The 24,332-nt window shown below is 57.0% G+C and carries 29 protein-coding genes and 1 pseudogene; 17 read left to right on the top strand and 13 right to left on the bottom strand.

Features of this window, described 5'->3' with window-relative positions; all coding sequences use genetic code 11:
* Positions 1–10: 10 nt before the first annotated feature.
* The 5 genes and pseudogenes from ubiA to RCCS2_RS18120 all read left to right on the top strand — a co-directional run.
* Positions 11–976 (top strand): 4-hydroxybenzoate octaprenyltransferase, encoded by a 966-nt coding sequence (gene ubiA, locus RCCS2_RS07390; RefSeq protein WP_008232854.1) that lies wholly within the window; start codon positions 11–13, stop codon positions 974–976.
* 55 nt (positions 977–1,031) lie between these two features.
* Positions 1,032–2,930 (top strand): OmpA family protein, encoded by a 1,899-nt coding sequence (locus tag RCCS2_RS07385; protein ID WP_008232850.1) that lies wholly within the window; start codon positions 1,032–1,034, stop codon positions 2,928–2,930.
* A gap of 9 nt (positions 2,931–2,939) precedes the next feature.
* A complete protein-coding gene (locus RCCS2_RS07380) occupies positions 2,940–3,266 on the top strand; it encodes a hypothetical protein (RefSeq protein ID WP_008232848.1) in 327 nt (108 codons plus the stop codon).
* 204 nt (positions 3,267–3,470) lie between these two features.
* Positions 3,471–3,896, top strand: coding sequence for an Rrf2 family transcriptional regulator (locus tag RCCS2_RS07375; RefSeq protein WP_037293713.1), 426 nt, complete (start codon positions 3,471–3,473; stop codon positions 3,894–3,896).
* 200 nt (positions 3,897–4,096) lie between these two features.
* Positions 4,097–4,291 (top strand): annotated as a pseudogene (locus tag RCCS2_RS18120) (2'-deoxycytidine 5'-triphosphate deaminase); the annotation flags it as partial.
* Between the two features lie 126 nt (positions 4,292–4,417).
* On the opposite strand, the gene RCCS2_RS07370 reads toward RCCS2_RS18120, so the two are convergent.
* The 8 genes from RCCS2_RS07370 to RCCS2_RS07335 form a co-directional block, all read right to left on the bottom strand.
* Positions 4,418–4,987: a hypothetical protein gene (locus RCCS2_RS07370; RefSeq protein ID WP_008232840.1), complete on the bottom strand. Its 570-nt coding sequence runs from the start codon at positions 4,985–4,987 to the stop codon at positions 4,418–4,420.
* Positions 4,988–5,153: 166 nt separating this feature from the next.
* Complete coding sequence (locus RCCS2_RS07365; RefSeq protein ID WP_008232838.1) at positions 5,154–5,342, bottom strand: hypothetical protein; 189 nt, start codon at positions 5,340–5,342, stop codon at positions 5,154–5,156.
* Positions 5,343–5,385: 43 nt separating this feature from the next.
* Positions 5,386–6,036 (bottom strand): SMC-Scp complex subunit ScpB, encoded by a 651-nt coding sequence (gene scpB, locus RCCS2_RS07360; protein WP_008232836.1) that lies wholly within the window; start codon positions 6,034–6,036, stop codon positions 5,386–5,388.
* The gene (locus tag RCCS2_RS07355; RefSeq protein ID WP_008232835.1) at positions 6,029–6,823 is read right to left on the bottom strand and encodes a segregation and condensation protein A; all 795 of its coding nucleotides are present in this window, start codon (positions 6,821–6,823) and stop codon (positions 6,029–6,031) included. The genes scpB and RCCS2_RS07355 overlap by 8 nt, the downstream gene beginning before the upstream one ends.
* Before the next feature lie 6 nt (positions 6,824–6,829).
* Positions 6,830–7,813, bottom strand: a complete 984-nt coding sequence (locus RCCS2_RS07350; RefSeq protein WP_008232834.1) for a glycoside hydrolase family 3 N-terminal domain-containing protein — start codon at positions 7,811–7,813, stop codon at positions 6,830–6,832.
* Between the two features lie 6 nt (positions 7,814–7,819).
* Positions 7,820–8,731, bottom strand: a complete 912-nt coding sequence (locus RCCS2_RS07345) for an SPOR domain-containing protein (RefSeq protein WP_232204249.1) — start codon at positions 8,729–8,731, stop codon at positions 7,820–7,822.
* A gap of 27 nt (positions 8,732–8,758) precedes the next feature.
* Positions 8,759–10,498 carry an arginine--tRNA ligase gene (gene argS, locus RCCS2_RS07340; RefSeq protein WP_008232832.1) on the bottom strand — a complete coding sequence of 580 codons (1,740 nt, stop codon included), beginning with the start codon at positions 10,496–10,498 and terminating at the stop codon, positions 8,759–8,761.
* Positions 10,499–10,579: 81 nt separating this feature from the next.
* Positions 10,580–11,752, bottom strand: coding sequence for a deoxyguanosinetriphosphate triphosphohydrolase (locus RCCS2_RS07335; RefSeq protein WP_037293918.1), 1,173 nt, complete (start codon positions 11,750–11,752; stop codon positions 10,580–10,582).
* 74 nt (positions 11,753–11,826) lie between these two features.
* On the opposite strand from RCCS2_RS07335, the gene RCCS2_RS07330 reads away from it, so the two are divergent.
* The 4 genes from RCCS2_RS07330 (at position 11,827) to RCCS2_RS07315 (ending at position 14,847) form a co-directional block, all read left to right on the top strand.
* Positions 11,827–12,153, top strand: coding sequence for a HesB/IscA family protein (locus RCCS2_RS07330; protein WP_008232824.1), 327 nt, complete (start codon positions 11,827–11,829; stop codon positions 12,151–12,153).
* 137 nt (positions 12,154–12,290) lie between these two features.
* The gene (locus RCCS2_RS07325) at positions 12,291–13,178 is read left to right on the top strand and encodes a helix-turn-helix domain-containing protein (RefSeq protein WP_037293917.1); all 888 of its coding nucleotides are present in this window, start codon (positions 12,291–12,293) and stop codon (positions 13,176–13,178) included.
* Between the two features lie 109 nt (positions 13,179–13,287).
* Positions 13,288–14,247: an alpha/beta hydrolase gene (locus tag RCCS2_RS07320; RefSeq protein ID WP_008232814.1), complete on the top strand. Its 960-nt coding sequence runs from the start codon at positions 13,288–13,290 to the stop codon at positions 14,245–14,247.
* A gap of 87 nt (positions 14,248–14,334) precedes the next feature.
* On the top strand, positions 14,335–14,847 hold the full coding sequence (locus RCCS2_RS07315) for a nuclear transport factor 2 family protein (protein WP_008232812.1): 513 nt from the start codon (positions 14,335–14,337) through the stop codon (positions 14,845–14,847).
* A gap of 253 nt (positions 14,848–15,100) precedes the next feature.
* Here RCCS2_RS07315 and RCCS2_RS07310 read toward each other — a convergent pair whose 3' ends face one another.
* Entirely contained in the window at positions 15,101–16,048 is a 948-nt protein-coding gene (locus RCCS2_RS07310) for an L-threonylcarbamoyladenylate synthase (RefSeq protein ID WP_037293915.1), read from the bottom strand.
* A gap of 114 nt (positions 16,049–16,162) precedes the next feature.
* Here RCCS2_RS07310 and RCCS2_RS07305 point away from each other — a divergent pair, with 114 nt between their 5' ends.
* Together RCCS2_RS07305 and RCCS2_RS07300 are read left to right on the top strand one after the other, a co-directional pair.
* Positions 16,163–17,869 (top strand): acyl-CoA dehydrogenase, encoded by a 1,707-nt coding sequence (locus RCCS2_RS07305; RefSeq protein WP_008232810.1) that lies wholly within the window; start codon positions 16,163–16,165, stop codon positions 17,867–17,869.
* On the top strand, positions 17,869–18,906 hold the full coding sequence (locus tag RCCS2_RS07300; RefSeq protein ID WP_008232809.1) for an MBL fold metallo-hydrolase: 1,038 nt from the start codon (positions 17,869–17,871) through the stop codon (positions 18,904–18,906). Before RCCS2_RS07305 ends, RCCS2_RS07300 begins: the two co-directional genes overlap by 1 nt.
* On the opposite strand, the gene RCCS2_RS07295 is transcribed toward RCCS2_RS07300, so the two are convergent.
* The gene (locus RCCS2_RS07295; protein ID WP_008232808.1) at positions 18,894–19,676 is read right to left on the bottom strand and encodes a class II glutamine amidotransferase; all 783 of its coding nucleotides are present in this window, start codon (positions 19,674–19,676) and stop codon (positions 18,894–18,896) included. The genes RCCS2_RS07300 and RCCS2_RS07295 overlap by 13 nt on opposite strands.
* Positions 19,677–19,916 (bottom strand): DUF6356 family protein, encoded by a 240-nt coding sequence (locus tag RCCS2_RS07290; RefSeq protein WP_008232807.1) that lies wholly within the window; start codon positions 19,914–19,916, stop codon positions 19,677–19,679.
* Between the two features lie 105 nt (positions 19,917–20,021).
* Between RCCS2_RS07290 and RCCS2_RS07285 the strand changes: the two genes are divergently transcribed.
* From RCCS2_RS07285 to RCCS2_RS07265, 5 genes are all read left to right on the top strand, one after another.
* On the top strand, positions 20,022–20,483 hold the full coding sequence (locus RCCS2_RS07285; protein ID WP_008232806.1) for an Lrp/AsnC family transcriptional regulator: 462 nt from the start codon (positions 20,022–20,024) through the stop codon (positions 20,481–20,483).
* Entirely contained in the window at positions 20,480–20,950 is a 471-nt protein-coding gene (locus RCCS2_RS07280) for a DUF6173 family protein (RefSeq protein ID WP_008232805.1), read from the top strand. The genes RCCS2_RS07285 and RCCS2_RS07280 overlap by 4 nt, the downstream gene beginning before the upstream one ends.
* Positions 20,951–20,969: 19 nt before the next feature.
* A complete protein-coding gene (locus tag RCCS2_RS07275) occupies positions 20,970–21,395 on the top strand; it encodes a VOC family protein (RefSeq protein WP_008232803.1) in 426 nt (141 codons plus the stop codon).
* Positions 21,396–21,488: 93 nt separating this feature from the next.
* Complete coding sequence (locus tag RCCS2_RS07270; protein WP_008232802.1) at positions 21,489–21,623, top strand: aa3-type cytochrome c oxidase subunit IV; 135 nt, start codon at positions 21,489–21,491, stop codon at positions 21,621–21,623.
* Positions 21,624–21,629: 6 nt separating this feature from the next.
* Positions 21,630–22,244: a hypothetical protein gene (locus tag RCCS2_RS07265; RefSeq protein ID WP_008232801.1), complete on the top strand. Its 615-nt coding sequence runs from the start codon at positions 21,630–21,632 to the stop codon at positions 22,242–22,244.
* Here RCCS2_RS07265 and RCCS2_RS07260 read toward each other — a convergent pair.
* Both RCCS2_RS07260 and RCCS2_RS07255 read right to left on the bottom strand, forming a co-directional pair.
* Positions 22,228–22,563 (bottom strand): AzlD domain-containing protein, encoded by a 336-nt coding sequence (locus tag RCCS2_RS07260; protein WP_008232800.1) that lies wholly within the window; start codon positions 22,561–22,563, stop codon positions 22,228–22,230. The two genes, RCCS2_RS07265 and RCCS2_RS07260, sit on opposite strands and share 17 nt — an antisense overlap.
* Positions 22,560–23,294, bottom strand: coding sequence for an AzlC family ABC transporter permease (locus RCCS2_RS07255; RefSeq protein WP_008232799.1), 735 nt, complete (start codon positions 23,292–23,294; stop codon positions 22,560–22,562). Before RCCS2_RS07255 ends, RCCS2_RS07260 begins: the two co-directional genes overlap by 4 nt.
* 60 nt (positions 23,295–23,354) lie before the next feature.
* On the opposite strand from RCCS2_RS07255, the gene RCCS2_RS07250 reads away from it, so the two are divergent.
* Entirely contained in the window at positions 23,355–24,236 is an 882-nt protein-coding gene (locus tag RCCS2_RS07250) for a formate dehydrogenase accessory sulfurtransferase FdhD (protein ID WP_008232798.1), read from the top strand.
* Positions 24,237–24,332: the final 96 nt, after the last annotated feature.

Genomic DNA, 24,332 nt, shown 5'->3' with positions numbered 1-24,332 from the left:
GGCGAACCATATGACCGAAGATACCCAGACACCAGAGCCGAACGGCACCGTCGCCGACGCCGTAGAAGACAACTGGGTCGACCGCTATGCACCTGCGTTCAGCCGCCCCTACCTGCGGCTTAGCCGGGCGGACAGGCCCATCGGCACATGGCTGCTATATGCGCCCTGCCTGTGGGGGCTGGCGCTCGCGATGCTTGCAACAGATAGCTATGGGCCAAGCGACGCCTGGATCATCATCGGCTGCGGCATCGGGGCTTTCCTGATGCGGGGGGCGGGCTGTACGTGGAATGACATCAGCGACCGTGACATTGATGGATCAGTCGAACGAACGCGGTCCCGCCCCATTCCAGCCGGGCAAGCGACCGTGCGTGGCGCGTTGGTCTGGATGGTCGTGCAAGCGCTGCTTGCCTTCGTCATCCTGATCTCATTTCCGACAACGGCGATCATCCTTGGCATCCTCGCCCTTGTGCCTGTCGCGATTTACCCTTTCGCAAAGCGTTTCACCTGGTGGCCGCAACTGTTCTTGGGGCTTGCCTTTAACTGGGGGGCCTTGTTGGCGTGGGCGGCGCATACAAACAGTATCGGCCCCGTACCCATCGTGCTTTATTGTGCAGGCATCGCATGGACGCTGTTCTATGACACCATCTATGCCCATCAAGACGCCGAAGACGACGCACTGATCGGGGTCAAATCCACAGCACGGCTTTTTGGCGAAAACAGTAGCAAATGGCTGCGCTTCTTTCTGACCATTACAATTGTCCTGTTCGGGCTGGCGGTGTTGCTTGCCGCCTCGGAACGCTCTGTGTTGTCGCTGACCATCGCGATCGGCGGGCCGTGGGCGCTTGGCTGGCACCTGACATGGCAGCTCACGCGGTTTAATCCTGATGACAACGACGGGCTGCTTAAGACATTTCGGTCAAACAGAGACGCCGGGCTTATCCCCCTGCCATTTTTTGCCATCGCCCTTTTGGTGTGATTGAACCCCGCCGCTGGTGGGCCTATGCAGAGGCCAAGTTACAAATCGGATCCCCATGCGCATCTCAGCACTTTTCATACGCCTGATCGTTTTCGCCGCCGCCGCATTCCTGTCGGTCGCTGCGGCGCGAACCACCGTGTCGATAGTTGAAGAACGATCGGTACTGGCAGTGCAGGAAACGCTTGTAGATCAGGGGTATGAATGGGCGGCTGTCCTTGGTGATGGTCTGCAAGTCATCCTTGAAGGCGATGCGCCAACCGAAGCGGTGCGCTTTCGCGCCATCTCTGCTGCGGGTGGGATGGTGGACGCCAGCCGGGTGATCGACAACTTGTCAGTGACCGATTCGGCGGTGATCACGCCACCCGAATTCGCCATCGAGATTTTACGCAACAATGCCGGTGTGTCGATCATCGGGCTGATCCCCGCGACCACCGACCGCAGCGCATTGGCCGCACGCATCACCGATATCGCGGACGGGCAGCCCGTTACCGACTTTTTGGAAGTGGCAGATTATCCAACGCCAGACACATGGCGCGATGCTGTGGGTTATGCGTTGCGCGCGCTTGAGATGCTGAACAAATCGAAAATCTCGGTCAATGCCGACCGGGTGATCGTGAACGCGATTTCCGACAGCCCCGAAGAAAAGCAACGGCTTGAAATCGCGCTGGCGCGGAACACACCCGATGGCGTGCGGCTTGCGGTGGATATCAGCGCGCCACGCCCCGTGATCTCGCCTTTCACCACGCGGTTTATTCTGGACGCAGAGGGTGCGCGCTTTGACGCCTGCACCGCCGACACCGAAGACGCGCGCGATCAGATCCTTACCGCCGCGTCCGAGGCCGGTTTTCAAGAACGCGCCAACTGTATATTGGCGCTTGGCGCACCATCACGCACTTGGGGCGAAGCGGTGGCGCAATCCATCACTGCGGTCGACAACATGGGCGGCGGAACAATCACCATCGCAGATACAGACATCACCCTGATCGCACCGGCAGGTACAGGGCAGGCCACCTTTGACAACATCGTCGGACGGCTGGAAAACTCTTTACCAGAGGCATTCGCACTCAGAGCAGAACTGCCTGAACTGCCATCCAACACAGCCGAGGAACTGCCCCAATTTACCGCCACACTGAGCCCAGAGGGCGCCGTTCAGCTGCGGGGGCGCGTGCCGGATGACATTACCAACACAGTGGTGGAAAACTTTGCCATTGCCCGCTTTTCCCAACGTGACATCACCATGGGCACGCGGATTGCCGATGGGCTGCCATCGGGCTGGACCGTGCGCGTACTTGCCGCGATCGAGGCGCTTTCTGAACTGTCCAACGGTGCCGTGATTGTTGAAGCCGATAAAGTGCAAGTGCGCGGCAATACCGGCAACGAAAATGCCAGCAGCGCAATTTCACGCCTGTTGATCGAAAAGCTGGGGCAAACAGCAGATTTCGAAATTGATGTGACCTACGTCAAAGAGCTTGATCCCATCGCCGGCATTCCAACGCCCGAAGAATGCATCGCCCAGATCACTGCGGCAACCGAAGGGCGCAAAATCACCTTTGATCCGGGCTCTGCTGACCTAACCGCAGATACGCAACCGGTCGTCGATGACATTGCTGATATCCTCAAGGCGTGCGGTGACCTACGGATCAAAGTCTCTGGCTTTACTGACAGCCAAGGGGGCGAGGTGATGAACCAGCAATTGTCACAAGACCGGGCGGATGCGGTGCTGACAGCGCTACGCGCCCGCCGCGTTCCGGTCTCGACCTTCACTTCCATCGGCTTTGGCGAAGAAAATCCGATTGCCGACAATGACACCGAGGAAGGGCGCGAGGCGAACCGCCGGATCGAGTTCAGCCTGATTGTGCCGGAATCCACGGTCGAGGAAACCTCGACACTGGACGAATTGGCCGCAGAACCGCCCACAGAAGACGCAGATGACACTGCAACAGAAAGCGAATAGACCAGCCCCATGAACAGAACTGAATTCATCATCGCGACGGCTGTGATCCTTTTTGTGGCCTTCATGCTGGGCTGGTTTGCCAGCTGGCTGGTCAACCGGTTTACCCGTGTCACGAAGGCTGAAATCGGCGAGCTGGATAAGATGGCGCAAGCGCTGCACGAGGCCGAAGAAACCCGCGATCAGGCGATCACCTACCTGCAACAACGCGAAGCAGAGATTACCAACCAGCTAAGCCAGACCGAAGCAGAATTGCGCGCGGCCATGGACGGTCTGCGCGAAGCACGGCAAGAAGCCGAAGAACTGCGCGGCTATATCGAACGGCAAAACGCGCAATAACCGCTGGCGCGGCAGCAGGCCTTAACCTTTGTGTCGGGTAATTGGCGGAAATGGTAGATCGGGCCTTGGCGCGACATGCGGTGAATGACCGGATTGATCTCACTGTACCAGATGCTGCATACTACACAAATGTTGGCTTGTTCTGTTTCGGTATAAAAAGCGCGATGAGTTGTAAACCGTCATAGGTGTGCATACAGTTCTGTCATGCCAGTAAGTTCTCGCCTTGCCGTTGCCACACATATTCTTACCGTCATGGCGGTGAAGGGGGATGTGCCTATTGGGTCTGAAGACATCGCCAAACGCGCGAGCACAAATGCAGCTGTTGTGCGAAAGATCATCAGCATGTTGGGGCGGGCGGGCATCACGACATCCCAGCCGGGTGCAAAAGGCGGCACACACCTTGCGCGCTCACCTGAGCAGATTACGCTTTTGGATGTTTACCGCGCTGTGGACACGCAAGAGATTTTCGCCAACCCCAATTGCCCACCTGATGCGTCCTGCCCGATTGGCTCAAGAATCGGGCCGGTGCTAGATGAGATAAAGGCCAATGCAACACAGGCGATGGAAGCAGAGCTTGCAGCCGTCTCAATAGCCGGAATAGCGGGCAAACTGAAACCCCTCACAGTGTAACGTGCGCCTTTGATAATCGACGTTGACGTTGGTTATATTAATCTGTAACCATTTCGATTACTAATCCTTACTTCAGAAGGAAATTATTGGTTGATCTATGCAAGAATTGGTGCCGTTCTTTTTGCCCTATGGGGTGTACTGCATCTTGGGGCAACGTGGCAGGTGACATTGCTTGCCGGAATGATTGACGCTGGTGAGGTTCAGGGGCGTCAGGGTCACGCGGGGTGCTGGAAGTACGGTGCCATGAAGCGCCCTTTGTGCTGGAACATGGACAGGTCGTGGGCCGGTTGGTCTATGAGCATATGGCCGCGATGCCAGTGGCGCTCTATGGCCGCGAGATCAAGTCGAATTACCAAGGGCAAGGGTTGAAACTGTCGAAGCATTTTCGGGGGTGACTTTGAAGAATGGTCGAGGGTGCTAACAAAAGCAAACTGGCCGTGTGGTAAAAACCGAAAGCCCGCTTCGAGCCCAAATCAACGGATGTTGCGGTGTGTAGGGAACGACAGCTTTCGCGAAATAACTCAATAGGATCGCTGAAAAATCCTCGACGTATCGACGCTATTTTTGGTGTGGTCTTGCGTCCAAAATTCATAAGGTATGCCATGCTCTGCAAGCGCCAGAAAAACGCGGTGTGGATTGAGACCAGCAGTTTCGCGATCAAAAGTCTGAACACGGCCATCGACAAAGTAAAGCTCAAAGCAATCTTCGATTTTGGTGTACTCGCCATCACTGTCTTTGTTTGTGCGACTGATTTCTAACCGTATTGCTTTGGCAACGTCGACAAGAGCTAAGTCCATCGGCAGATTTTGGGAAGGAATCGCGACATTCCAAACCAATCTGCGTGAAGTAACTGTGGCTCTCCAATCGCCGGGCGTGTTGAGTACGCGCCACGCTTTCCGCCCCTCGCTCAGTGCAATAGCCCCGCTTGCCACAGCACAAAGAGCAAAAATAGCTTTGAAGAACGACCCGATATGATCGGCAGGATAAATTGTGAAGATGTAAAGTAGCGGCCATATCAGCCCGAAGCTGAACCAGAGGATGTGCAAACTGGCAACGCGCAGCTTTGATGATTGTATAACAGTCAGTTCCATCACAGCCGACCTCTTGCACGGAACTGAATCAAAAATATGACAATTCTGGTTGAAACAACGCTACCATTGGTTGAGATGAAAACCGGTCATTCGACATACCGTCTTGGATGGCAACTACGTCTCGCAAAGCGGTCATCTAAAAAATCTTGAACCTACAGCCGAGCCACTATCGCATAAACCGCCGTGCTGCCCGCATGCCCTTTTGCGCTTTCTGCGCCGTTTGCTGCGCCTCTTTTGCCTTTGCGCGCTCTTCCGGCGTCATATCTTCGGGGCGCTTGCCACGGTTTGCCATCATCTGTGTGCCTTTGCGCATCAGCATCCGCAGGCCCATGTTGATCAGTCGGTTCATGTTCATCTGAATTTCCTCTCGCGGTTTGCCTTAAGATAAGGTGCCCGGGTTAATCTTCAAACAACTCGGTCTGGTTTTCATCCTCATCACCGTCTTCAGCCTCGCCCAAAGCGGCCGCGCCTGGTGGGGGTCGGTTTTCCAGCAAACCGGCAGAGCGCAGTTCCTTCAGCCCCGGCAGATCGCGCGCGTTTTCCAATCCGAAGTGATCGAGAAACCCTTGCGTGACCACAAAGGTCACTGGACGGCCCGGCGTCATCTTGCGACGGCCAAAGCGGATCCATTCCAGCTCGATCAGCTGGTCAACCGTGCCACGGCTGACACTGACGCCACGGATCTCTTCGATCTCGGCGCGCGTTACGGGTTGGTGATAGGCCACAATCGCCAGCGTTTCGATCGCGGCACGGCTGAGTTTACGGGTCTCAACCGTTTCCTTTTGCATCAGAAACCCAAGGTCGCCCGCCGTGCGGATCGCCCAGGCATCCCCGACCTTCACGATATTCACACCTCGACCCTCGTAGCGTTTGCGCAGGTTCGCTATTGCCTCGGCAGGGTCGCAGCCGTGCGGCATCCGGCCTGTCAATTCCGTCACCGATACAGGATCTGCCGTCGCAAAAAGGATCGCCTCGACCATGCGTTCCTGTTCGCCCATCGGCGGTGCCTCGAACAGGCTTTCGTTATCGGGGGTGTCTGTCTTACTCATCACCGGGCACTTTCTTGCGGATTTGAATGGGGGCAAAGGTTTCGCCCTGCCGGATTTCGACCTTGCCTTCCTTGGCCAATTCCAGTGAGGCGGCAAAGGTGGCAGCGGTGGTTGACCTGCGGCGTTGCGGGTCCACATCCCAGCCATCAGGCAGATATGTGGCAAAATCGGTCCAATCACCGGCAAACCCGATCAACCCGCGCATCCGCTCCAGCGCCTGTTCCATCGTCATCACATGCTGGCGGTCCATCACGAAAGGGCGGAAATCATCGCGGGTGCGAATCCGGGCATAGCCTTGCATCAGGTCCAGCAAGGTGGCGGTATAGGTCACGCGGCGCACGCGCTGCACATCTTCGGTGATGCCACGGGCAAAGAAATCACGGCCTAACTGGTCACGCGCCATCAGCTTGGCGGCAGAGTTGCGCATCGCCTCAAGCCGTTCCAATTGAAACGCAAGGTGGGCGGCAAGTTCTTCACCTGACGGCCCTTCCTCGGACGGGTCAGGCGGCAATAACAGACGGGATTTCAGGAACGCGAGCCATGCCGCCATCACCAGATAATCCGCCGCCAATTCCAGTCGTAGGCGTTTGGCCTGTTCGACAAAAGCCAAATACTGCTCGGCCAAGGCAAGAATGGAAATCTGGCGCAGATCGACCTTTTGTGTGCGTGACAAGGTCAGCAACAGATCCAGCGGGCCTTCATAGGCACCCACATCCACGATCAAGGCCTCAGCGGCCACACGCTCGCTGACACTTACCGCATCTTCTTGAAAATCTTCGCCCTGCATCTGACCTCAGCCTAAGTGGCGTGCAAGTTCCGCTTCTAGACCGGGGATGTCAATATTTTCAGGGGTTTTTCGCATCGCTAATGCACGATTTGCGCGGATTATTGCGGCCGGGGTCATATCACCAGATGCCGCGGCGACGGCCTGCATTTCTGCGGCGTCACCATTGCAATGCAAAACGATGTCACAGCCCGCCGCAATACTGGCCTGTGCCCGCTCTGCGACCCTGCCCGAAAGCGCCTCCATCGACAGATCATCTGTCATCAAAAGACCATCGAAACCGATACCCTTTCGGATCACTTCCATCATTTTGGCGGATGTTGTGGCAGGCGCGTCAGCATCAATATCAGAAAAGACGATATGTGCTGTCATACCCATCGGGATGTCATTGAGTAATGCAAACGGCGCGAAATCCCACGCATCAAGTTCCGCCCGAGGTGCATCGACACGCGGCAAATGCTGATGGCTATCAACAGACGCGCGGCCATAGCCGGGGATATGTTTGAGGATCGGCAAGACGCCACCGGCAAGGTGCGCGTCAGCACATGTTCGCGAGGCCGCAACAACGGTTTCCACGTCGTATCCATAAAGCCGGTTTTTCAGCACCGGATGCGTTGCATCTTCGGCAATATCAGCCAAGGGCGCGCAATTGGCATCAATGCCAACGTCATGCAATTCGGCGGCGATCAGTCGGTTACGTATCCAATGGGTGCGCAGCGGATCATGCGCTTGCGCCATCTGATCCAAGGCCGGCAGATATTCACGCCAATGGGGGCTGCGCATCCGCTGCACGCGCCCGCCCTCCTGATCGATCAGGATCGGTGCATCGCGCTGCACAGCGTCACGCAGATCATGCGTCAAGCGGCGCAATTGGTCCGGGTTGTCGATATTTCGGGCGAAAAGGATAAAGCCCAGCGGCTGAACCTCGCGAAAAAATCCGCGCTCCCAGTCGGTGATTTCCTGCCCCTTTGGGCCGAAAATCGTCGCGTTCATAGGCACTTAGTTGACCACAACGGCGATGCACTCAGCGCCTTCGGCCTGCAAGGCGGCGCACAAGCGACGGGCCTCGGCACGATCAGCAAAACCACTGGCGCGCAGGCGGTACCATGTGGCACTGCTTTGATTGCTGACCTGAATAACGCGACCGCGTTCAGCCATCAGTTGGCCAAAGCGGGTTTGCAGGCGGTCCCATTCGGCGGCTGCCAAAGCGGGGTTCGGGAAAGCACCCAACTGCACCAGATTGGTGCCCGCAGGAAACGTTGTTGTTGTCACAGCAACTTCATTGTTCACGACCGCAGGCGTGGTACTGGGCGCTGGAATGCGCATATTCGCGGGCCTGATAATCGGGCGCAAAGAGGTCGACACACCGGGGACGCTGGCCGGTATGAGATTTGCAGGAGCGTCTGCATTCTGTTCCGGGGCAGCCGTCGCAAGGCCCGCAAGTTGTGCTGCCAGCGCGCTGGCGTCATCTTGTACAACGACGGTGTCAGCTGCGGGCTCTTCTTCCGTCACGGCATCCGCAACAGCCTCTGCAAGAGGTTGCGCTTGCAAATCTTCGGGGGCCAGGCCTGTCGTGCGTGGCGCAAGAACCAGACGATCCTCGGGGCCACCGGCCTCGCCTACGGCGGCAACTTCGTTGACCGATAGACCGGTATGTGCGGCAAGTCCGCCTGCGGGGTTATCGGGCAAAACACGCATATCGCCTTCCATGGCACGGACGACGGGAATGCCGCTGACGTCACGCACGATCAGTTTGTATCCCCAAAAGCCAACGCCAATGATCAGGGCCAGCGACAACGCGGCCCCTGCAAAATTCACTAAATTGGTAACACGCGGTGCACCCACCGCCGGGGCGAACCCCTCATCGTATACTGCCATCTTCGCCTCTCGCGCGCCCCTTTGCGGGGTCATCGTTTGCTTAGCCCGGCAGCACGTGCGTTAGCGCATCTCTTCCGCCGGAGTGACGCCAAGAATACCCAAACCGTGCAAAATAACAATCGCCACGGCCCGGATAAGCGCAATTTTCGCCTGTGTGGTTTCTGAGTCACCCTCTTGCACGAACCGCAGCGCCTCATCCGCGTTGCCTTGGTGGTAAAGCGCGTGGAAATCTGACGCCAGATCATAGAGGTAGAACGCGATCCTGTGCGGCTCATGGCCCCGCGCTGCGATTTCAACCAACCGCGGCCATTCGGCAAGCTTTCTGATGACGGCCAGTTCGGCCTCATGAGTCAGGCCAGACAGGTCGACGTCGGCCAAGGTCACGTCAGACACATCGGTAAACGCCCCTGCTTTGCCCACGGCAGAGTTTACCCGCGCATAAGCGTAGTTGACGTAGAAAACCGGATTGTCTTTGGACTGCTCCAGCACCTTGTCGAAATCAAAATCCAGCGGCGCATCATTCTTGCGCGTCAGCATATGGAAGCGGGTCACGTTCGCGCCCACCTGATCAACAACATCGCGCAAGGTCACAAAGGTCCCTGCCCGCTTGGACATCTTGAATGGTTCGCCGTTTTTATAAAGCTTCACGAGTTGTGTCAGCTTTACATCCAGTGGTACCTTGCCGTCAGACAGCGCAGAGACCGCCGCCTTCATCCGCTTCACATAACCGCCGTGATCCGCGCCAAAGACGTCGATCAACTGGTCAAAGCCCCGCTGCACCTTGTCGTAATGATAGGCGATATCTGGCGCGAAATAGGTCCAGGACCCGTCAGATTTCTGCACAGGCCGATCCACATCGTCGCCATGCGCGGTGGACTTGAACAGCGTCTGCTCCCGCGGTTCCCAATCCTCTGGCATTTTGCCCTTGGGTGGTTCCAACGTGCCGCGATAGATCAGGCCCTTCTCGTCCAGCTCTGCAATGGCTTTCTCAATCAAACCAGTGCCGTAGAGCGATTTTTCGGAATAAAAGTTATCCATCACGACGCCAAGTTGGGCCAGATCCGCCCGGATCAGATCCATCATCGCTTCGGTCGCAAATTCCCGGATTTCCTCTAGCCAGTACTGCTCACCCTTATCGACATAGGCGTCGCCAACCTTGGCTTTCAATGCTTTGCCAACAGGTTTCAGATAGTCCCCCGGATAAGTCCCATCCGGAAAAGCCACCTCTTGCCCATGTGCCTCCAGATACCGCAGGTAGACCGACCGGGCGAGGACATCGACCTGCGCGCCGCCGTCGTTAATGTAGTATTCCTTGGTGACGTCAAAGCCTGCGTAATCCAACAACCGCGCCAGCGCGTCACCAAAGACAGCACCCCGCGTATGGCCGACGTGCAATGGGCCTGTTGGGTTGGCCGAGACATATTCGACCATCATCTTCTGGCCCTGCCCCAAGTTGGACTGACCATAGGCCGGATCAGACAAAGCCGCTTTCACCACGCCCTGCCAGACCTCTGGCACCAGCCGCATGTTCAAGAAACCCGGACCGGCCACTTCAACCACCGCAATCTGCGGATCAGCCAGCAGCTTGGCCGCCAGCGCATCCGCAATCACCCGCGGGTTCATCTTGGCAGGTTTCGCCAGCACCATCGCCGCATTCGTGGCCATATCACCATGCGATGCATCGCGCGGTGGCTCGACCGAAACAGCAGCGGTGGCAAGGTCAGCGGGCAGCGTGCCTTCGGCGACCATTTGGTCAAGGCAATCCAGCACCCGGGCGCGCATATCAGCAAAAAGGTTCATTGTACTTCCAACAGCGTTGTTTGATTGGGGTTTACCACCCGTACCAAGCAGAGCAAGCAGACTCTTGCCATATCTGCGCGATCAGTTGCCGTCGATCACACCTGCCGGAATATCCTCGCCCCCGATCAGGCGCTTGTGCTCCTGAATGGCAAAGCGGTCGGTCATACCCGCAATGTAATCAGCCACAATCCGCGCCAGCGCCGTCTTATCAGGCGCATCGGCCACATCCTTGCGCCATTGCTTGGGCAATTCAGCGGTGTTTTCCATGAAGAACGGGAACAGATCGTTGACCATCTGCGTGACGACAACCCGCATATCAACAACGGCCGGGGCACGATACATGCGTTGAAACAGGAACTTGCGGATCACCTTCAGGTCTGTCCACAGTTTCGGCGAAAACTGCACCATCATGCGACCCGCATGGCGGATATCGTGCACTGTTGCCGGGGCCAGTTCAGTCAGATTACGGCGGCTGACGGTGATCACATCCTCAACCAGCACGCCAAAGAACCGGCGCAAGGCCTCATGCCTGCGGCGATAGTAATTGAGATCAGGATATTTGGCATCGACCCTGGCAAAGCAGTCAGACAGGATCGGCAGCTCTGCCAATTCATCCGTGCTGAACAACTCCGCCCGCAGCCCGTCGTGCAAATCATGATTATTATAAGCAATGTCATCGGCCAAAGCCGCCGCCTGCGCCTCGGCACTCGCGTGGGTGTGCAGTTCCAGATCGTGGCGCGCATTGTAGGCGGCCAATGCATAAGGGATGTCACCCGTCACCGGGCCGTTATGCTTGGCAATCCCCTCAAGGCTTTCCCACGTCAGGTTCAGGCCATCCCATTCAGCATAATGCCGTTCCAGTGAGGTCACGATATGGAGCGCCTGGGCGTTGTGATCGAAACCACCATAGGGCTGCATCAGCGCATCCAGCGCCTCTTCCCCTGTATGACCAAAGGGCGTGTGACCCAGATCATGGGCCAGCGCCACAGCTTCAGTCAGTTCCACATTCAAATCCAAGGCCGCTGCCACCGTGCGCGCGACCTGTGCCACCTCAATCGAATGGGTCAGGCGGGTCCGAAAATAATCGCCCTCATGTTCAATGAACACCTGCGTTTTATGCTTGAGCCGCCGAAAGGCCGATGCGTGAATGATCCGGTCCCGGTCCCTCTGAAAACGCGACCGAAAGGTGCTTTCTTCTTCTGCATAAAGCCGCCCCCGCGGATTGGCGGGATCGGTTGCATAGGGCGCTGCCATCGTCATTGCCTGTCTTGTCGTGTTTGCCTGCCTTCCCTATATTACAGGTAACACAGAACCGATAGGCCCTGCACATGTTCACTGTTCCACCCAAAGTAACCACACGCGCCTTTGAACGCCTGGCCGAGATCGGCGCATCCGCCCAAGGTAAAGCGCTGCGGATCGCGGTTGAAGGCGGCGGATGTTCCGGCTTTCAGTATGAGATTGACCTTGATGAAGCCAAAGACGACGATCTGCTGCTGTCGGAGAAGGGTGAAACCGTTGTGATCGACAGCGTCTCACTCCCCTTCCTCGCAGACGCAGTCATTGATTTCAGCGAAGAACTGATCGGCGCGCGGTTTGTAATCAACAACCCCAATGCGACGTCTTCTTGCGGGTGCGGGACATCGTTTTCGATGTAATGGCCAGGCCGATGCCTGCTTTTTGCAAATGTCCGGTTTGAGCCTTCTTTGCCGGATGCTGCGTCATGTGCGAATGGCAGCTTTCTTGGAAGCTGAAAAAAGATACATTAGTCAGCAAAGATGATTGGATCGCGATTGTGCCTCGCCGGTATGCTGAGATTTACCCTTCCTCACCGTTGCTTAACAGCTATGAGATGACGCATGTCTCGGCGGCAGCCCTGATGGAAGTGCGGTACTTTCAAGCTGAAGCTGATACCATGCCGGAAGAGATATTTGCTGAACATCATGTGCTTCTGAACCTTCAGGAAACGCCGCACCGTGTGCAAAACAGGCGCGATGGTGAAATGCGGGATTTTACCTTCCACAAAAACGAGATCGTCGTGACGCCCGCGGGTATGCGCTCTGGCTGGCGCTGGTTCGCAAAGTCAGATGTCATTGTGGTTACGCTTGATCCCCAAAGGGTCGAAAAGTTTGCTCAAACTGAGTTGGCGATGCTGCTTGACCCCCAACAGTTTGCCGATCTTCCGCAATTCACTGACCCCGATCTATGTGCAGCCGGAGTGATGTTGCGCGATGCGTTAGAAAATGATGACCTCACGTCTGGCGTGATGTTCGAAGCCATGAGCCGCGTGCTACTCGTGAAATTGTTGGAACGGTACGGTCAGAAACGCCCCGAAGACCTTGCCCTGTCTGCCAGTTTCACCTCGGACCATTATGGGCGCGTGCTAAGCTTTATCCGCGCCAACCTTGACCGCACAATTACGGTTGATGATCTGGCACGCGAGGCTGGTATGTCCCCGTCGCACTTTGGCCGGATGTTCAAGGAAACCGTGGGCGAAACGCCGATGCAGTATGTGCTGGCTTACCGCGTCGAACAGGCTATCGACATAATGAAGGATAGCGCACGCGCCCTTGGCAGCATCGCGCTGGATTGCGGTTTTGCCGATCAAGCGCATTTCTCGCGCAGCTTCAAACAGATCACCGGCCAAACACCGAGGCAGTTTCGCGCCGCGACAACCCAATAGCGCGAATATACAAGAACTGCGTGGTCCAGTTCAATTAATCCAAGCGCACTCCTTCTATCTCTTTTGTCATCGGGCAAGACGCCCACCACACTGATACTGGAGAGAAACGATGAAAAATTTCACCCTCACAACCGCCGCCTTCCTTATGGCATCTACCGCAGCAATCGCTCAGGTTGAAACCCGCACCGTCACCTTTGAAAACGAAGGCGCCACGCTGTCCGGCACGCTTTACTTGCCCGAAGGCCATGACGGCGCAGCATTGCCGACCGTCGTCGTTACCGGCGCGTGGACATCGGTCGAAGAGCAGATGCCTGCCGTCTACGCTGAACAAATGGTTGAGCGCGGCTTTGCCGCCTTCACCTTCGATTTCAGAGGCTGGGGTAAATCCGGCGATCTGCCGCAAAACGTCCGCTTTGTTGAAAGCCCAGAGGCCAAAACATCCGATATCCGCGCAGCCTTCGATTTCGTCGCAATGCTGCCGGAAGTGGACCCGGCTCGTATCAATGGCCTCGGTATCTGTGCTTCGGCCGGCTACATGGTTGATGCCGTCGCCGGGAACGATCTGGTGCAGCGGATCGGTCTTGTTGCGCCATGGCTTCAGAACGAAGAGATTGTGAATGCGGTTTATGGTGGCGAAGAAAGCGTACAAGGGCTGATCGCAATGTCCCGCGAAGCGCAAGCCGCGGGTGGCCAGATCATCCTTGCTGCCGGTCCTGAAGGCGCGACCGGTGTTCTGATGCCGATTGGTGGTTACTATTATGAAGAAGATCGCGGTGCGATCCCAGCTTATGACAACCAATGGAACAATGCAGGCTGGGAAGGCTGGTTGACATACCACCCTGCGGACAATGCAGGTCGTCTGACACAGCCGTTGGCCGTCGTGCATTCGGAAAGCGCTGCAATCCCCCAAGGTGTGCAAGCTTTCCTTGCGGATTACGCCGGTGACGCAACCCTTCAGATGCTCGAAGATGTCACGCAGTTCGACTTCTATGACAATCCCGAAGACGTCACACGCGCTGCTGATACTGTGGCGACCCACTTCGCGGCTGCTCCAGACAGCGACAGCTGATCCAAATGGTAGGGGGCGGGAACGCCCTCTACCCGGCCTGCTGGCCCCACAACTTTACTGATAACCTCACAACACCAAGGAAATGAAATGAAACGCACAGCCCTTGCATTGGCCCTCTTGGCCACACCAGCCCTTGTCTCTCCGGCCGCCGCAGACGACCGCAATGACATCATTGCCCCTATAACGGCTATCGCTGCGGGGGCTGATCGTCATGATTGGGATCGTGTGCGCGCGGCATTTGCTGACGAGGTCACACTTGACTACACCAGCCTCTGGGGCGGTGATCCTGCAACCCAGACCGCCGATGCAGTGGTCGAACAGTGGTCCGGTTTCTTGCCTGGCTTCGAGACAACGCATCACATGGTCACAAACCACACTGTCACCAGTGCAAGTGATGTATCAGCCACCGTTGAGGCAGATTTCACTGCAACACATCGCATCGGTGATGACCTCTGGGTCCTCGGTGGCAGATATGACTACGACCTGATCGAAGTGAACGGCGATTGGAAAGTATCAAGCATGACAATGACCGCTCTTTGGGAGACAGGTGATCGTGGTTTGGTTGGCCAGGCTGCCGAACGCGCCGCGGCCACGCAATAAGTGACATGCAGGCGGCGATGAATGATTTTTTCCTTACGCCGCCTGTGACCGGTTTAGAACTTTAATATGTGACCTGCAACCATCTGCATAGGAAGTGTCGATGGAGCCGGACATTGACGAATGATTGCGAAAGGTAGCAAAGTCCCGCAAAGAAAGCGCTAACGTGCCACTCCAAACGTCCAATCTAAATGAAAAATGCCTGATTTTTATGCCAACCCACGCTACCACAGGTGTAATATCCCAGATTGCACTGCTAGCGCGGCGCGCCGGCCCGCTTTAAACGGTCATTGATCGCACGGCCCAATCCGTGGTCAGGGATGGGAGAGACGGCAATCGCCTTGGCACCCATCGCATCCAGTTCATGCAGACAGGCAAATAAACGCGCGGCGGCCTGTGTCAAATCGCCGGCAGCCGATAGGTTCAGTTCAGCCTCCACCGGACCAAACCCAAGCAGCACCTCGCCCTCTTGCGCGTAAGGTGCGTTCAAACGCACCTTACCTTGCGGCGCGTAATGTGACGCCAGCTGACCCGGCGCTGTCAGCGTATCAGGGTCTTGCGAGGCCACCAAGGGTCGGCCCAGACAAGCCTCCAACACCTCTACCGGGGTCCCGCCTGCGCGCAGCAAACTTGGCGTGCCCACACAACTTACAATCGTTGATTCAACACCAACCAAGCATGCGCCACCGTCAATAACCGCATCTATCCGGTCACCCAGCCCCGCTGCAACATGGGCGGCCATTGTCGGGCTGACATAACCTGATGGGTTGGCAGAAGGCGCTGCAACCGGACCCGCAAAGGCCGACAGCAAAGCCCCCGCCACCGGGTGATCCGGCACACGAATAGCCAGCGTATCCAGCCCGGCAGTGACCAATTTTGATATCCCTGCTTCCGCCTTCACCGGCAGCACCAGCGTCAGCGCACCCGGCCAAAAGGCCTGTGCCAACTGGCGGGCAGTCTCGTTAAAATCACAGTACCGCTCTGCCGCTGCCATATCAGGCACATGCACAATCAACGGATTGAAACTGGGGCGTCCTTTGGCCTCATAAATCCGGGCAACCGCCCGGTCATTGCACGCATCCGCACCTAATCCATACACCGTCTCGGTCGGGAATGAGACCAAGCCGCCGGCCCGAAGAATCTCTGCTGCCTTTTCTAATCCGGCAACATCAGGGCGTAGCATGCGCAATTGTTCAGATTTCATGACGTGGCGTTTTGGTTGATGGGGGGCCGCGCTGCGGTAGGTTGGCCAGATAAGGGGATGCATATCCCCGGTACCCGCATTTGCCAAGCGGCTGCACATTTTGGAGATAGAACAATGCCTTATCGCGCCCCCGTCAGCGATTTCCGGTTCTTGATGGACCATATCGTCGGTTTTGATGAAGTGGCCGCAACGGACAAATTCGCCGATGCGACAGCGGATATGACCCAAGCCATCCTGACCGAAGGTGCCAAAATGTGCGAAGAAATCCTTGCACCTTTGAACCGCGCAGGCGATCTGCATCCCGCCCATCTGGAAAACGGCATCGTGCGTACCTCGCCCGGTTTCGCAGAAGGTTACCAGGCGATCGCAGAGGGCGGTTGGATCGGCATGTCTGCCAGCCAAGAGGTCGGCGGTTTGGGCCTGCCGATGACCCTGACAACCGCACTTAATGATATGATGGCCAGCGCTTGTTTGTCCTTGCAACTCAGCCCGCTAATGACCCAAGGCCAGATCGAGGCACTGGAACACCACGCCTCTGATGCCATCAAAGAGCTTTATATCCCCAAGATGATTTCCGGTGAGTGGAGCGGCACAATGAACCTGACCGAACCGCAAGCCGGGTCAGACGTTGGTGCGCTGCGCAGCAAGGCTGAACCCAATGGCGATGGCACCTATGCGATCACGGGACAGAAAATCTATATCAGCTGGGCCGACAATGATTTCACGCAAAACGTCTGTCACCTTGTCCTTGCCCGCCTGCCCGATGGGGTGCCCGGCACCAAAGGCATCAGCCTGTTCATGGTGCCCAAGCTGATCCCCGATGCCGACGGCAACCCCGGCGCGAAGAATGATCTGCGCGTCGTCAGCCTTGAACATAAGATGGGCCTGCACGGATCACCGACCGCTGTGATGGAATACGCTGGCGCAAAAGGCTGGCTTGTGGGCCGCGAACACGGTGGCATGGCGGCCATGTTCACCATGATGAACAACGCGCGTTTGGGCGTTGGCGTGCAGGGTGTGGGTGCCGCCGAAGGCGCGCTGCAACATGCACTGGCCTACGCCAAAGACCGCAAACAAGGCAAAACATCCGGCATCACTGGCACCATCATCGACCACGCCGATGTACGCCGCATGCTGACCACCATGAAGGCTGACACATACGCCGCCCGTGCCATCACTTTGATGAATGCCGTTGCAATCGACATGGCGCACGCATCGGGCGACGAAGGCTGGAAAGCCCGCGCCGCGTTCCTGACGCCAATCAGCAAGGCATTCGGATCTGATGTGGGCTGCGAAGTCTCTGCCACAGGCATTCAGGTCCATGGCGGTATGGGCTTTGTCGAAGAAACCGGGGCCGCCCAATATGCCCGCGATGTGCGCGTCACCACCATTTATGAAGGCACCAACGGCATTCAGGCGATGGACCTTGTTGCGCGCAAACTGATGGACGGGGGCGAAGCCGCCTTCCGCATCCTTGAAGAGATCGAACAGGGGGCCGAAGCCGCCAAAGCCACGCACCCTGAACTGGCCGAAGCCGTCTGGCAATCTGCAGAAAGCTTGCGCGAAACAACCGAATGGCTGGTCGCCCAGGACGACCTGAACAACCGTTTCGCAGGGGCCGTGCCGTACTTGCGTGCCTTCGCGCGTGTCCTTGGTGCGCATGTCCACTTGGCCAGCGCCATCAAAGGCGATGCCGCCCGCGCGCGTCTTGCAACCTTTTATATCAAGCGTATGTTGCCCGAACATGTGGGTCTTCTGGCGCACGCACGTGAAGGGGCAGACGATCTTATGGCCATATCCGCAGACGACCTCGCCGCCTGATGACAGACGGCCAAAGCGGCATCCGCTACCCCTACCCCGACGCACCCGCCGAGGGTGAGGCGATCACAGTTGCGCCGGGTGTATTGTGGATGCGGTTGCCACTGCCGATGGCGCTGGATCATGTGAATGTCTACGCGCTGGATGACGGTGACAGCTGGACGATCATCGACACCGGTTTCGCCTCCAAGCGCGGACGTGCGATCTGGGGCAAGCTGTTGGAGGGGCCGCTTAAGGGCAAACCTGTATCCCGCATCATCGTCACCCATCACCACCCTGATCATGTGGGCCTTGCTGCCTGGTTCATGGAAAATGGCGCGACGCTTGCGATGCCACGCACAGGTTGGCTGATGGCGCGGATGCTGACGCTGGACGTCCAAGATGTGCCCAACGCCGAGGCGCTGACGTTCTACCAACGCGCAGGTATGGACGCTGCTGTCTTTGACAAACGCAAAACCGAACGCCCCTTCAACTTCGCCGATTGCGTGGCCCCTTTACCCCAAGGCTACACCCGCCTGATCGCAGGCGACACGATTACCATAGGCGGGCGCAGTTGGGATATTCGCATGGGCGACGGCCACGCCCCCGAACACGCAACATTCTGGAGCCGGGATGACAACCTTGTCATTGGCGGCGACCAACTGTTGCCGTCCATCAGCCCCAACCTTGGCGTTTATCCAACAGAACCGGACGCAGATCCGGTCAAGGATTGGTTACGCGCGTGCGAGGCATTTCAGGCCTTCGCCGAACCGGACCAACTTGTCCTTGGCGGGCACAAGCTGCCCTTTACCGGGCTGCCAACGCGCCTAAGGCAATTGATCGAAAACCATCACGGCGCGTTGAAACGGCTTTTGGCCCATTTGGATGAACCACGCGCCGCAGGCGAATGTTTCATACCGCTTTTCAAACGCAATATCAGCGGTGGTGAATACGGACTGGCCTTGGTCGAAGCGGTTGCCCACCTCAATCACCTGCACCAATCAGGGCAAGCAACACGAACGCTGCGTGATGACGGCGCTTGGGTGTTTCAAGCCACCTGATCGGCCATCCGGCCTGCCAAAGGCGTCATCGCCAAACCGGTCGCCGAAAGCGTACACAATGCGTTTTGCGGTATCTGTGTCCACCGTGCAGCCGTACCGCACAAAGGCTCTGACGCTATCGACCGCCCGCCATTGTCCAACACACCCGACGCATAAAGCGACGGCGCCTGGCCAGTGGACGCATGGCGAAAGGCATAAAGCGCGCGCCCGTCCGAAAACACACACGTCAACTTGATCGGACCCGCGTCCCCCGCAGGCCCAATCTGATCCAAAGTCGCACGCATCGCTGATTCCGGATCATCATCCAGCCCGTTTGCAAGCATTGTCAGAAAAATCATCTCGCTATCCGTCGTGCCTTGCATCGCTTCAAACAGGTGATCCGGCAAAGCGGCCAGCATCCGACGCCGGATCGTTTTGAAATGCGGGATTTGGCCGTTATGGCAAAAGGACCACCGACCGAATTTGAAGGGATGACAATTCGCGCGGCTCGTCTCGCCCATTGTGGATGCACGGACATGGGCAATAAACAACCGCGACCGCACCATACGGCATAGGTTCGCTAGGTTATCATCCGCCCAGGCAGGCAAGACATCGCGATACAGCCCGGGCGTTTCGTCTGCGCCATACCAACTGATCCCAAAACCATCACCGTTCACGGCCAGCTTGGCCTCTGTGGCATGCTGGCTTTGCTCTAACAGTGAATGGGCGGGACGGACGACAATATTCTCAAGCGGAATTTCAGGGCCAGTGTAGGCCGCAATACGACACATTCAGTGGCGGCTCTCGATCCGGGTATGAAGGCGCTTTAGAATACGGCTGGCGGTGGTTTCACACAGCGCAGGGATAATCGCATGAACCAAGGCAGCAAAAGCCGCCACACCCAGCCAAAAAGCAAAGCTGAACGCAAAACGCATATGCTGGAAATATGTCTCATCCACTGTCGCCGGGTGATCCAGAAACAGCGTGGCAATCGGGTTCTTGCGTGAAGTGGTGTGCGATGCGTCAGACATAAATGTGTTCCCTTGTTGGCTTTTAGGAACACTATTCACGGACGCAACCACATTGATCCCAAATCTTACTGTCATCGCGTAATATATTGGGATACCATCCCATTCATGACCCATGAACTTGATCATATAGACCGCGCAATCCTGCGTATTCTGCAAACTGACACCACACTGTCGGTCGATGATATCAGCGCCGCCGTGAACCTGTCACGCAACGCCTGCTGGCGACGGATCAAAGTGATGGAGGACATGGGGGTAATCAAAGGCCGCGTCGCCTTGGTCGATCCAGCCAGCGTCGGCGTGCCGCTGACCGTTATGGTTCTGATCAAAACCAGCGCACATGATGCAAACTGGCTGAAACAGTTCCAAGCCGCCTTGCACAGCTTTCCCGAAATCGTTGGTGCCTACCGCATGACAGGTGATCTTGATTATGTGCTGCGGGTGCGCGTGGCTGACGTGCCGGCCTATGACGCTTTTTATAAAAGGCTCAACTCACGCATTTCTGTATCGGATATTTCGGCCAGTTTCGTTATGGAGGAGATCAAGGAAACAACCGCGGTGCCGTTATGACCAAGACAACCATGCAGATTGATACTTCAGCCGAGCTGTTGGAAAACGATATTCTGCCCAAATGCCGCGAGGTGCACACCAACCCCGAAGCACAGCCTGCAACGACGCAGGATATGCCCAAGGCCCTGTCAGAACCGGTCGCCAAGAAAAGCCCGGCACAGTGGGCCTATGAACGGATCATCATGTACATCCAGAACTTTGAAAAGCAGCTCGATAACGACCACGAGGTCGGACTGGGTCTGGCGGGTGGCATGACAGGTGTGATCAAAATCGAAGGTTTGGGGTATTATGACCCTGATATCGTCACCTACTACGGCATGAACGAAAGCGGCGCGCGCACGCAATTGATCCAACACGTCAGCCAGATGAATGTCACCTTGGTGGCCAGCCCCAAACACATCGACCAACCTGAACCGAACCGGATCGGCTTTCGCCTCGCCTCTGCTTTGGACGGCAATGTAGATTGATCAACAGGGGACATCGGTCATGATTGCATACGTCACAGTCGGCGCCGACGACATCGCACAGGCCAAACGATTTTATGCGGCTTTCTTGCCCGCCCTTGGGTACGGACTGAAAGAGGGGCCAGAGGGGCTTAGCTACGCGCTGCCTGTCCCACAGGGCCAGTCTGCCGTTCTGCCGGATTTCTATGTCAAACCAACCTTTGACGGACGCCCTGCCTCGGCTGGGAATGGCGCTATGGTCGCGTTTGAAGCCCGCAATCAAAGCCAAGTACGCGATCTTCACGCCGCAGCACTTGCCGCTGGCGGCACTGACGCAGGGCCGCCGGGCTTTCGTGCCGCCTATGGACCGCATTTTTATGTCGGCTACCTACGCGACCCGCAGGGTAACAAAATCGCGTTGTTCTCCAGCGATCCGACCGAACCCGGACGCGATGAACACAGCGCCTGAAATGGGCAAGCAAGATGTGACCACCTGACCGCGTGACAGCAGCACATGAATCGTCTATGCGCATAACAAATCAGATGACGAAAGGGCCTTACGATGGCTGAACATAAACACGGCGAAATGGATACTTCGGTTCAGGAAAAAACCTTTGACGGTTTCATGAGCATGACAACAAAGGCGACCATCGCCATTATTGTTTTCCTGATCTTCCTTGCATTGATTGCCATATAAAGCCTGATGGATCGCCGCAAATTTCTGATCGGTCTGCCGCTGGCGCTATCGGCGTGTGCAGCACCACAGGTATGGGCGCCCGAAGACGTGGTCGCGCGTGCGATCCACCGCAAACCGGGGCGCAATTATCTAACGCTTTATACCATGAAAAGGGTGAGCACCGACACCGGCGCCCATTCAGCACTGTTGATCAACGCCAGTCAGCGCGTTCTTTTTGACCCCGCAGGATCATTCGAACAAGAAGTCATGCCAGAGCGGAACGATGTCCTTTTTGGCGTGACCCCGCGACTGGAAAACTTTTATGTCAGCTTCCACGCACGTTCCAGCTTTTATGTGGTTGGACAAACAGTCGACGTATCACCAGAAATTGCGGAACAAGCGCTTAATCTTGCGCTGGTGTCTGGCCCGGTTCCGCAAGCCAATTGCGCGCGCGTGACCTCACGTATCCTGCGGCAGTTGCCAGGGTTTGAAAGTATTCGCCAAACGTGGGGCCCAGGCCGGATCGCAGAGGATTTCGGCACATTGCCCGGCGTTACCACGTTGGAATACCGCGAAGACGATGCAGACGACAAAACCCTCGCCCTTGCGGAAATATCTCGGATTCTCAAAGAACGGCCGTAATCCCCATCGCCCCGTAAAGGGTGAGAGCGCCACCCAAAATCGCCCAAAGCACATTGCGGGTCCATACCCCGATCAGCACTGTGGCAAGGGCCGCAAGCAGGCGTATCGGGTCAAACTGACCATCCGTCGCCATCGGCCAAATGACCAAAGGGGCCACCATACCTGGCAGCACCGCGACAGGCGTATACCGCAACAAACGTAGCACAAATGTGGGCATCTGTCGGTCGCCAATCAGCCCAAGGAATGAAAAGCGGATCAGGAACGTCCCCATCCCCATGATGACAATGATCATCCAGATTTCAAAGGCCGAATAGTTCATCGCGCGCGCCTTTCCATCCAGATCTCGACCAGCGCCCCGGTCAGCATCGCCGATGCTGCCGCAATCAAAAGCCCCGTCCCGGCAGGCATATTCACCAAGGCCAATCCAACCGCAACAGACACTGCCGCCGCCGACACATGCGCCAGTGATTTCAGCATCGGGGCGACCATCGCCAGAAACATGATCGGCATAATGAAATCCAGCGCCCAAGCATCGGGAATAGCCTGCCCCACCAAGGCCCCGACCAAAGTCATCCCTATCCAGAACGGCGTAATCGGTGTGGCAACCCCAAGGAAATATGACACACGTTCGCCCACCGTCATCTCAGGTCGGGCCTCGTACCGGGCGATTGAGGTGATATAGGTCTGGTCAAAGTTCAAATATGCAATGAAGGCCCGCTTCCACAGCGGCGCTGCCCCCAGATAAGGCACCAAAGATGCCGAATACATGGCCATCCGCAGGTTCACGGCCAAGGCCGCCAGCAGCACAAAGGCAATGCTCGCATTTTCAACCATCAACTGGATCGCCGCAAACTGTGCCGCCCCTGCGATCACAAGCACCGTAAACCCCATCGCCTGCGCCAGTGTCAGCCCCGCATCGGTCGCGATAACGCCAAACAGAACCGAAAATGGCACCGCCATCAAAATGAACGGCGCACCATCGCGCACGCCCGCCCAATAGGCCGATTTTGCCGGGTTTTTTGGCTGTGTTTTCACAGTAGAAGTCGTCATGGCTTTGCCCTAGCTTGGCGGCGTTGCAACAGCCTTAACCACGCAAGCGGGAAATGACAATTGGCGCGGATCGACGATACCTCTGGCTACCTGATCGCCCCTGATCCCGGCGCGGCACGGCTGACCCGTGCAGTCGGTGGAACAGACCAGAACGGCAAAGCGATCAACATCAGCGTTGTCGAAGAACGCCCCCTGACGATCTACCTGAACGCACAGGAAATCGTCACCGCCATGACCATTGGCGATTACCCCGAATACCTGGCTCTTGGGTTCCTGCGCAACCAAGGGATGCTGCACGCTGGTGACGTTATCAAAGGCGTTGACTATGACGAAGAACTAGAAACCGTGGTTGTGCGGACGGAAAGCCAAACGACCTACGAGGACAAACTCAAAAAGAAAACCCGCACCAGCGGCTGCGCTGTCGGCACTGTTTTCGGCGATATGATGGAAGGGCTCGAAGGGGTCACGCTGCCTGACGTGCAAGTACGCACATCCGACCTTTACACGCTGGCCGCCACGATTAACCGGACGCCCTCTCTCTACCTTGAGGCTGGGGCGATCCACGGCACGATCCTTTGCCAAGGCAACCAGCCGCTGGTCTATATGGAGGATGTGGGCCGCCATAACGCCGTCGATAAAATCGCAGGCTGGATGCTGTCCGAAGGTATCAGTGCGGACGACAAAACCCTTTACACCACAGGCCGCCTGACCTCGGAAATGGTGATCAAAACCGCGATGATGGGCATCCCCGTCCTCGCCTCTCGCTCGGGTTTTACCGCATGGGGGGTCGAAATCGCCGCGCAGGTCGGCCTTACCCTCATCGGACGGATGAAAGGGCAACGCTTCGTCTGTCTGGCCGGGGAAGAACGCCTGATCCGCGACGCCGACCCCACACAAGTCGCCGACGAGCCACGCAAATCAGGACGCAAGGGGGCCGTATGACCTGCATATCACCTAGCCAAATAAACTCCGCCAAAGGCTCCTGCCATCACCACACACGCAGGTGTCGCGTTGAAACGTCCCATCATTACTACTTTG

The sequence above is a fragment of the Roseobacter sp. CCS2 genome (assembly GCF_000169435.1).
Lineage (GTDB): Bacteria > Pseudomonadota > Alphaproteobacteria > Rhodobacterales > Rhodobacteraceae > Yoonia.
Note: the sequence above shows the minus strand (reverse complement) of the source record. Positions and strands in the feature narration are given on the sequence as shown.

Bases quoted from the DNA above. Each gene is read 5' to 3' on its own strand.
- ubiA (WP_008232854.1), top strand. From the start codon at position 11: ATGACCGAAGATACCCAGACACCAGAGCCGAACGGCACCGTCGCCGAC.
- RCCS2_RS07385 (WP_008232850.1), top strand. From the start codon at position 1,032: ATGCGCATCTCAGCACTTTTCATACGCCTGATCGTTTTCGCCGCCGCC.
- RCCS2_RS07380 (WP_008232848.1), top strand. From the start codon at position 2,940: ATGAACAGAACTGAATTCATCATCGCGACGGCTGTGATCCTTTTTGTG.
- RCCS2_RS07375 (WP_037293713.1), top strand. From the start codon at position 3,471: ATGCCAGTAAGTTCTCGCCTTGCCGTTGCCACACATATTCTTACCGTC.
- RCCS2_RS07370 (WP_008232840.1), bottom strand. From the start codon at position 4,987: ATGGAACTGACTGTTATACAATCATCAAAGCTGCGCGTTGCCAGTTTG.
- RCCS2_RS07365 (WP_008232838.1), bottom strand. From the start codon at position 5,342: ATGAACATGAACCGACTGATCAACATGGGCCTGCGGATGCTGATGCGC.
- scpB (WP_008232836.1), bottom strand. From the start codon at position 6,036: ATGAGTAAGACAGACACCCCCGATAACGAAAGCCTGTTCGAGGCACCG.
- RCCS2_RS07355 (WP_008232835.1), bottom strand. From the start codon at position 6,823: ATGCAGGGCGAAGATTTTCAAGAAGATGCGGTAAGTGTCAGCGAGCGT.
- RCCS2_RS07350 (WP_008232834.1), bottom strand. From the start codon at position 7,813: ATGAACGCGACGATTTTCGGCCCAAAGGGGCAGGAAATCACCGACTGG.
- RCCS2_RS07345 (WP_232204249.1), bottom strand. From the start codon at position 8,731: ATGACCCCGCAAAGGGGCGCGCGAGAGGCGAAGATGGCAGTATACGAT.
- argS (WP_008232832.1), bottom strand. From the start codon at position 10,498: ATGAACCTTTTTGCTGATATGCGCGCCCGGGTGCTGGATTGCCTTGAC.
- RCCS2_RS07335 (WP_037293918.1), bottom strand. From the start codon at position 11,752: ATGGCAGCGCCCTATGCAACCGATCCCGCCAATCCGCGGGGGCGGCTT.
- RCCS2_RS07330 (WP_008232824.1), top strand. From the start codon at position 11,827: ATGTTCACTGTTCCACCCAAAGTAACCACACGCGCCTTTGAACGCCTG.
- RCCS2_RS07320 (WP_008232814.1), top strand. From the start codon at position 13,288: ATGAAAAATTTCACCCTCACAACCGCCGCCTTCCTTATGGCATCTACC.
- RCCS2_RS07315 (WP_008232812.1), top strand. From the start codon at position 14,335: ATGAAACGCACAGCCCTTGCATTGGCCCTCTTGGCCACACCAGCCCTT.
- RCCS2_RS07310 (WP_037293915.1), bottom strand. From the start codon at position 16,048: ATGAAATCTGAACAATTGCGCATGCTACGCCCTGATGTTGCCGGATTA.
- RCCS2_RS07305 (WP_008232810.1), top strand. From the start codon at position 16,163: ATGCCTTATCGCGCCCCCGTCAGCGATTTCCGGTTCTTGATGGACCAT.
- RCCS2_RS07300 (WP_008232809.1), top strand. From the start codon at position 17,869: ATGACAGACGGCCAAAGCGGCATCCGCTACCCCTACCCCGACGCACCC.
- RCCS2_RS07295 (WP_008232808.1), bottom strand. From the start codon at position 19,676: ATGTGTCGTATTGCGGCCTACACTGGCCCTGAAATTCCGCTTGAGAAT.
- RCCS2_RS07290 (WP_008232807.1), bottom strand. From the start codon at position 19,916: ATGTCTGACGCATCGCACACCACTTCACGCAAGAACCCGATTGCCACG.
- RCCS2_RS07285 (WP_008232806.1), top strand. From the start codon at position 20,022: ATGACCCATGAACTTGATCATATAGACCGCGCAATCCTGCGTATTCTG.
- RCCS2_RS07280 (WP_008232805.1), top strand. From the start codon at position 20,480: ATGACCAAGACAACCATGCAGATTGATACTTCAGCCGAGCTGTTGGAA.
- RCCS2_RS07275 (WP_008232803.1), top strand. From the start codon at position 20,970: ATGATTGCATACGTCACAGTCGGCGCCGACGACATCGCACAGGCCAAA.
- RCCS2_RS07270 (WP_008232802.1), top strand. From the start codon at position 21,489: ATGGCTGAACATAAACACGGCGAAATGGATACTTCGGTTCAGGAAAAA.
- RCCS2_RS07265 (WP_008232801.1), top strand. From the start codon at position 21,630: ATGGATCGCCGCAAATTTCTGATCGGTCTGCCGCTGGCGCTATCGGCG.
- RCCS2_RS07260 (WP_008232800.1), bottom strand. From the start codon at position 22,563: ATGAACTATTCGGCCTTTGAAATCTGGATGATCATTGTCATCATGGGG.
- RCCS2_RS07255 (WP_008232799.1), bottom strand. From the start codon at position 23,294: ATGACGACTTCTACTGTGAAAACACAGCCAAAAAACCCGGCAAAATCG.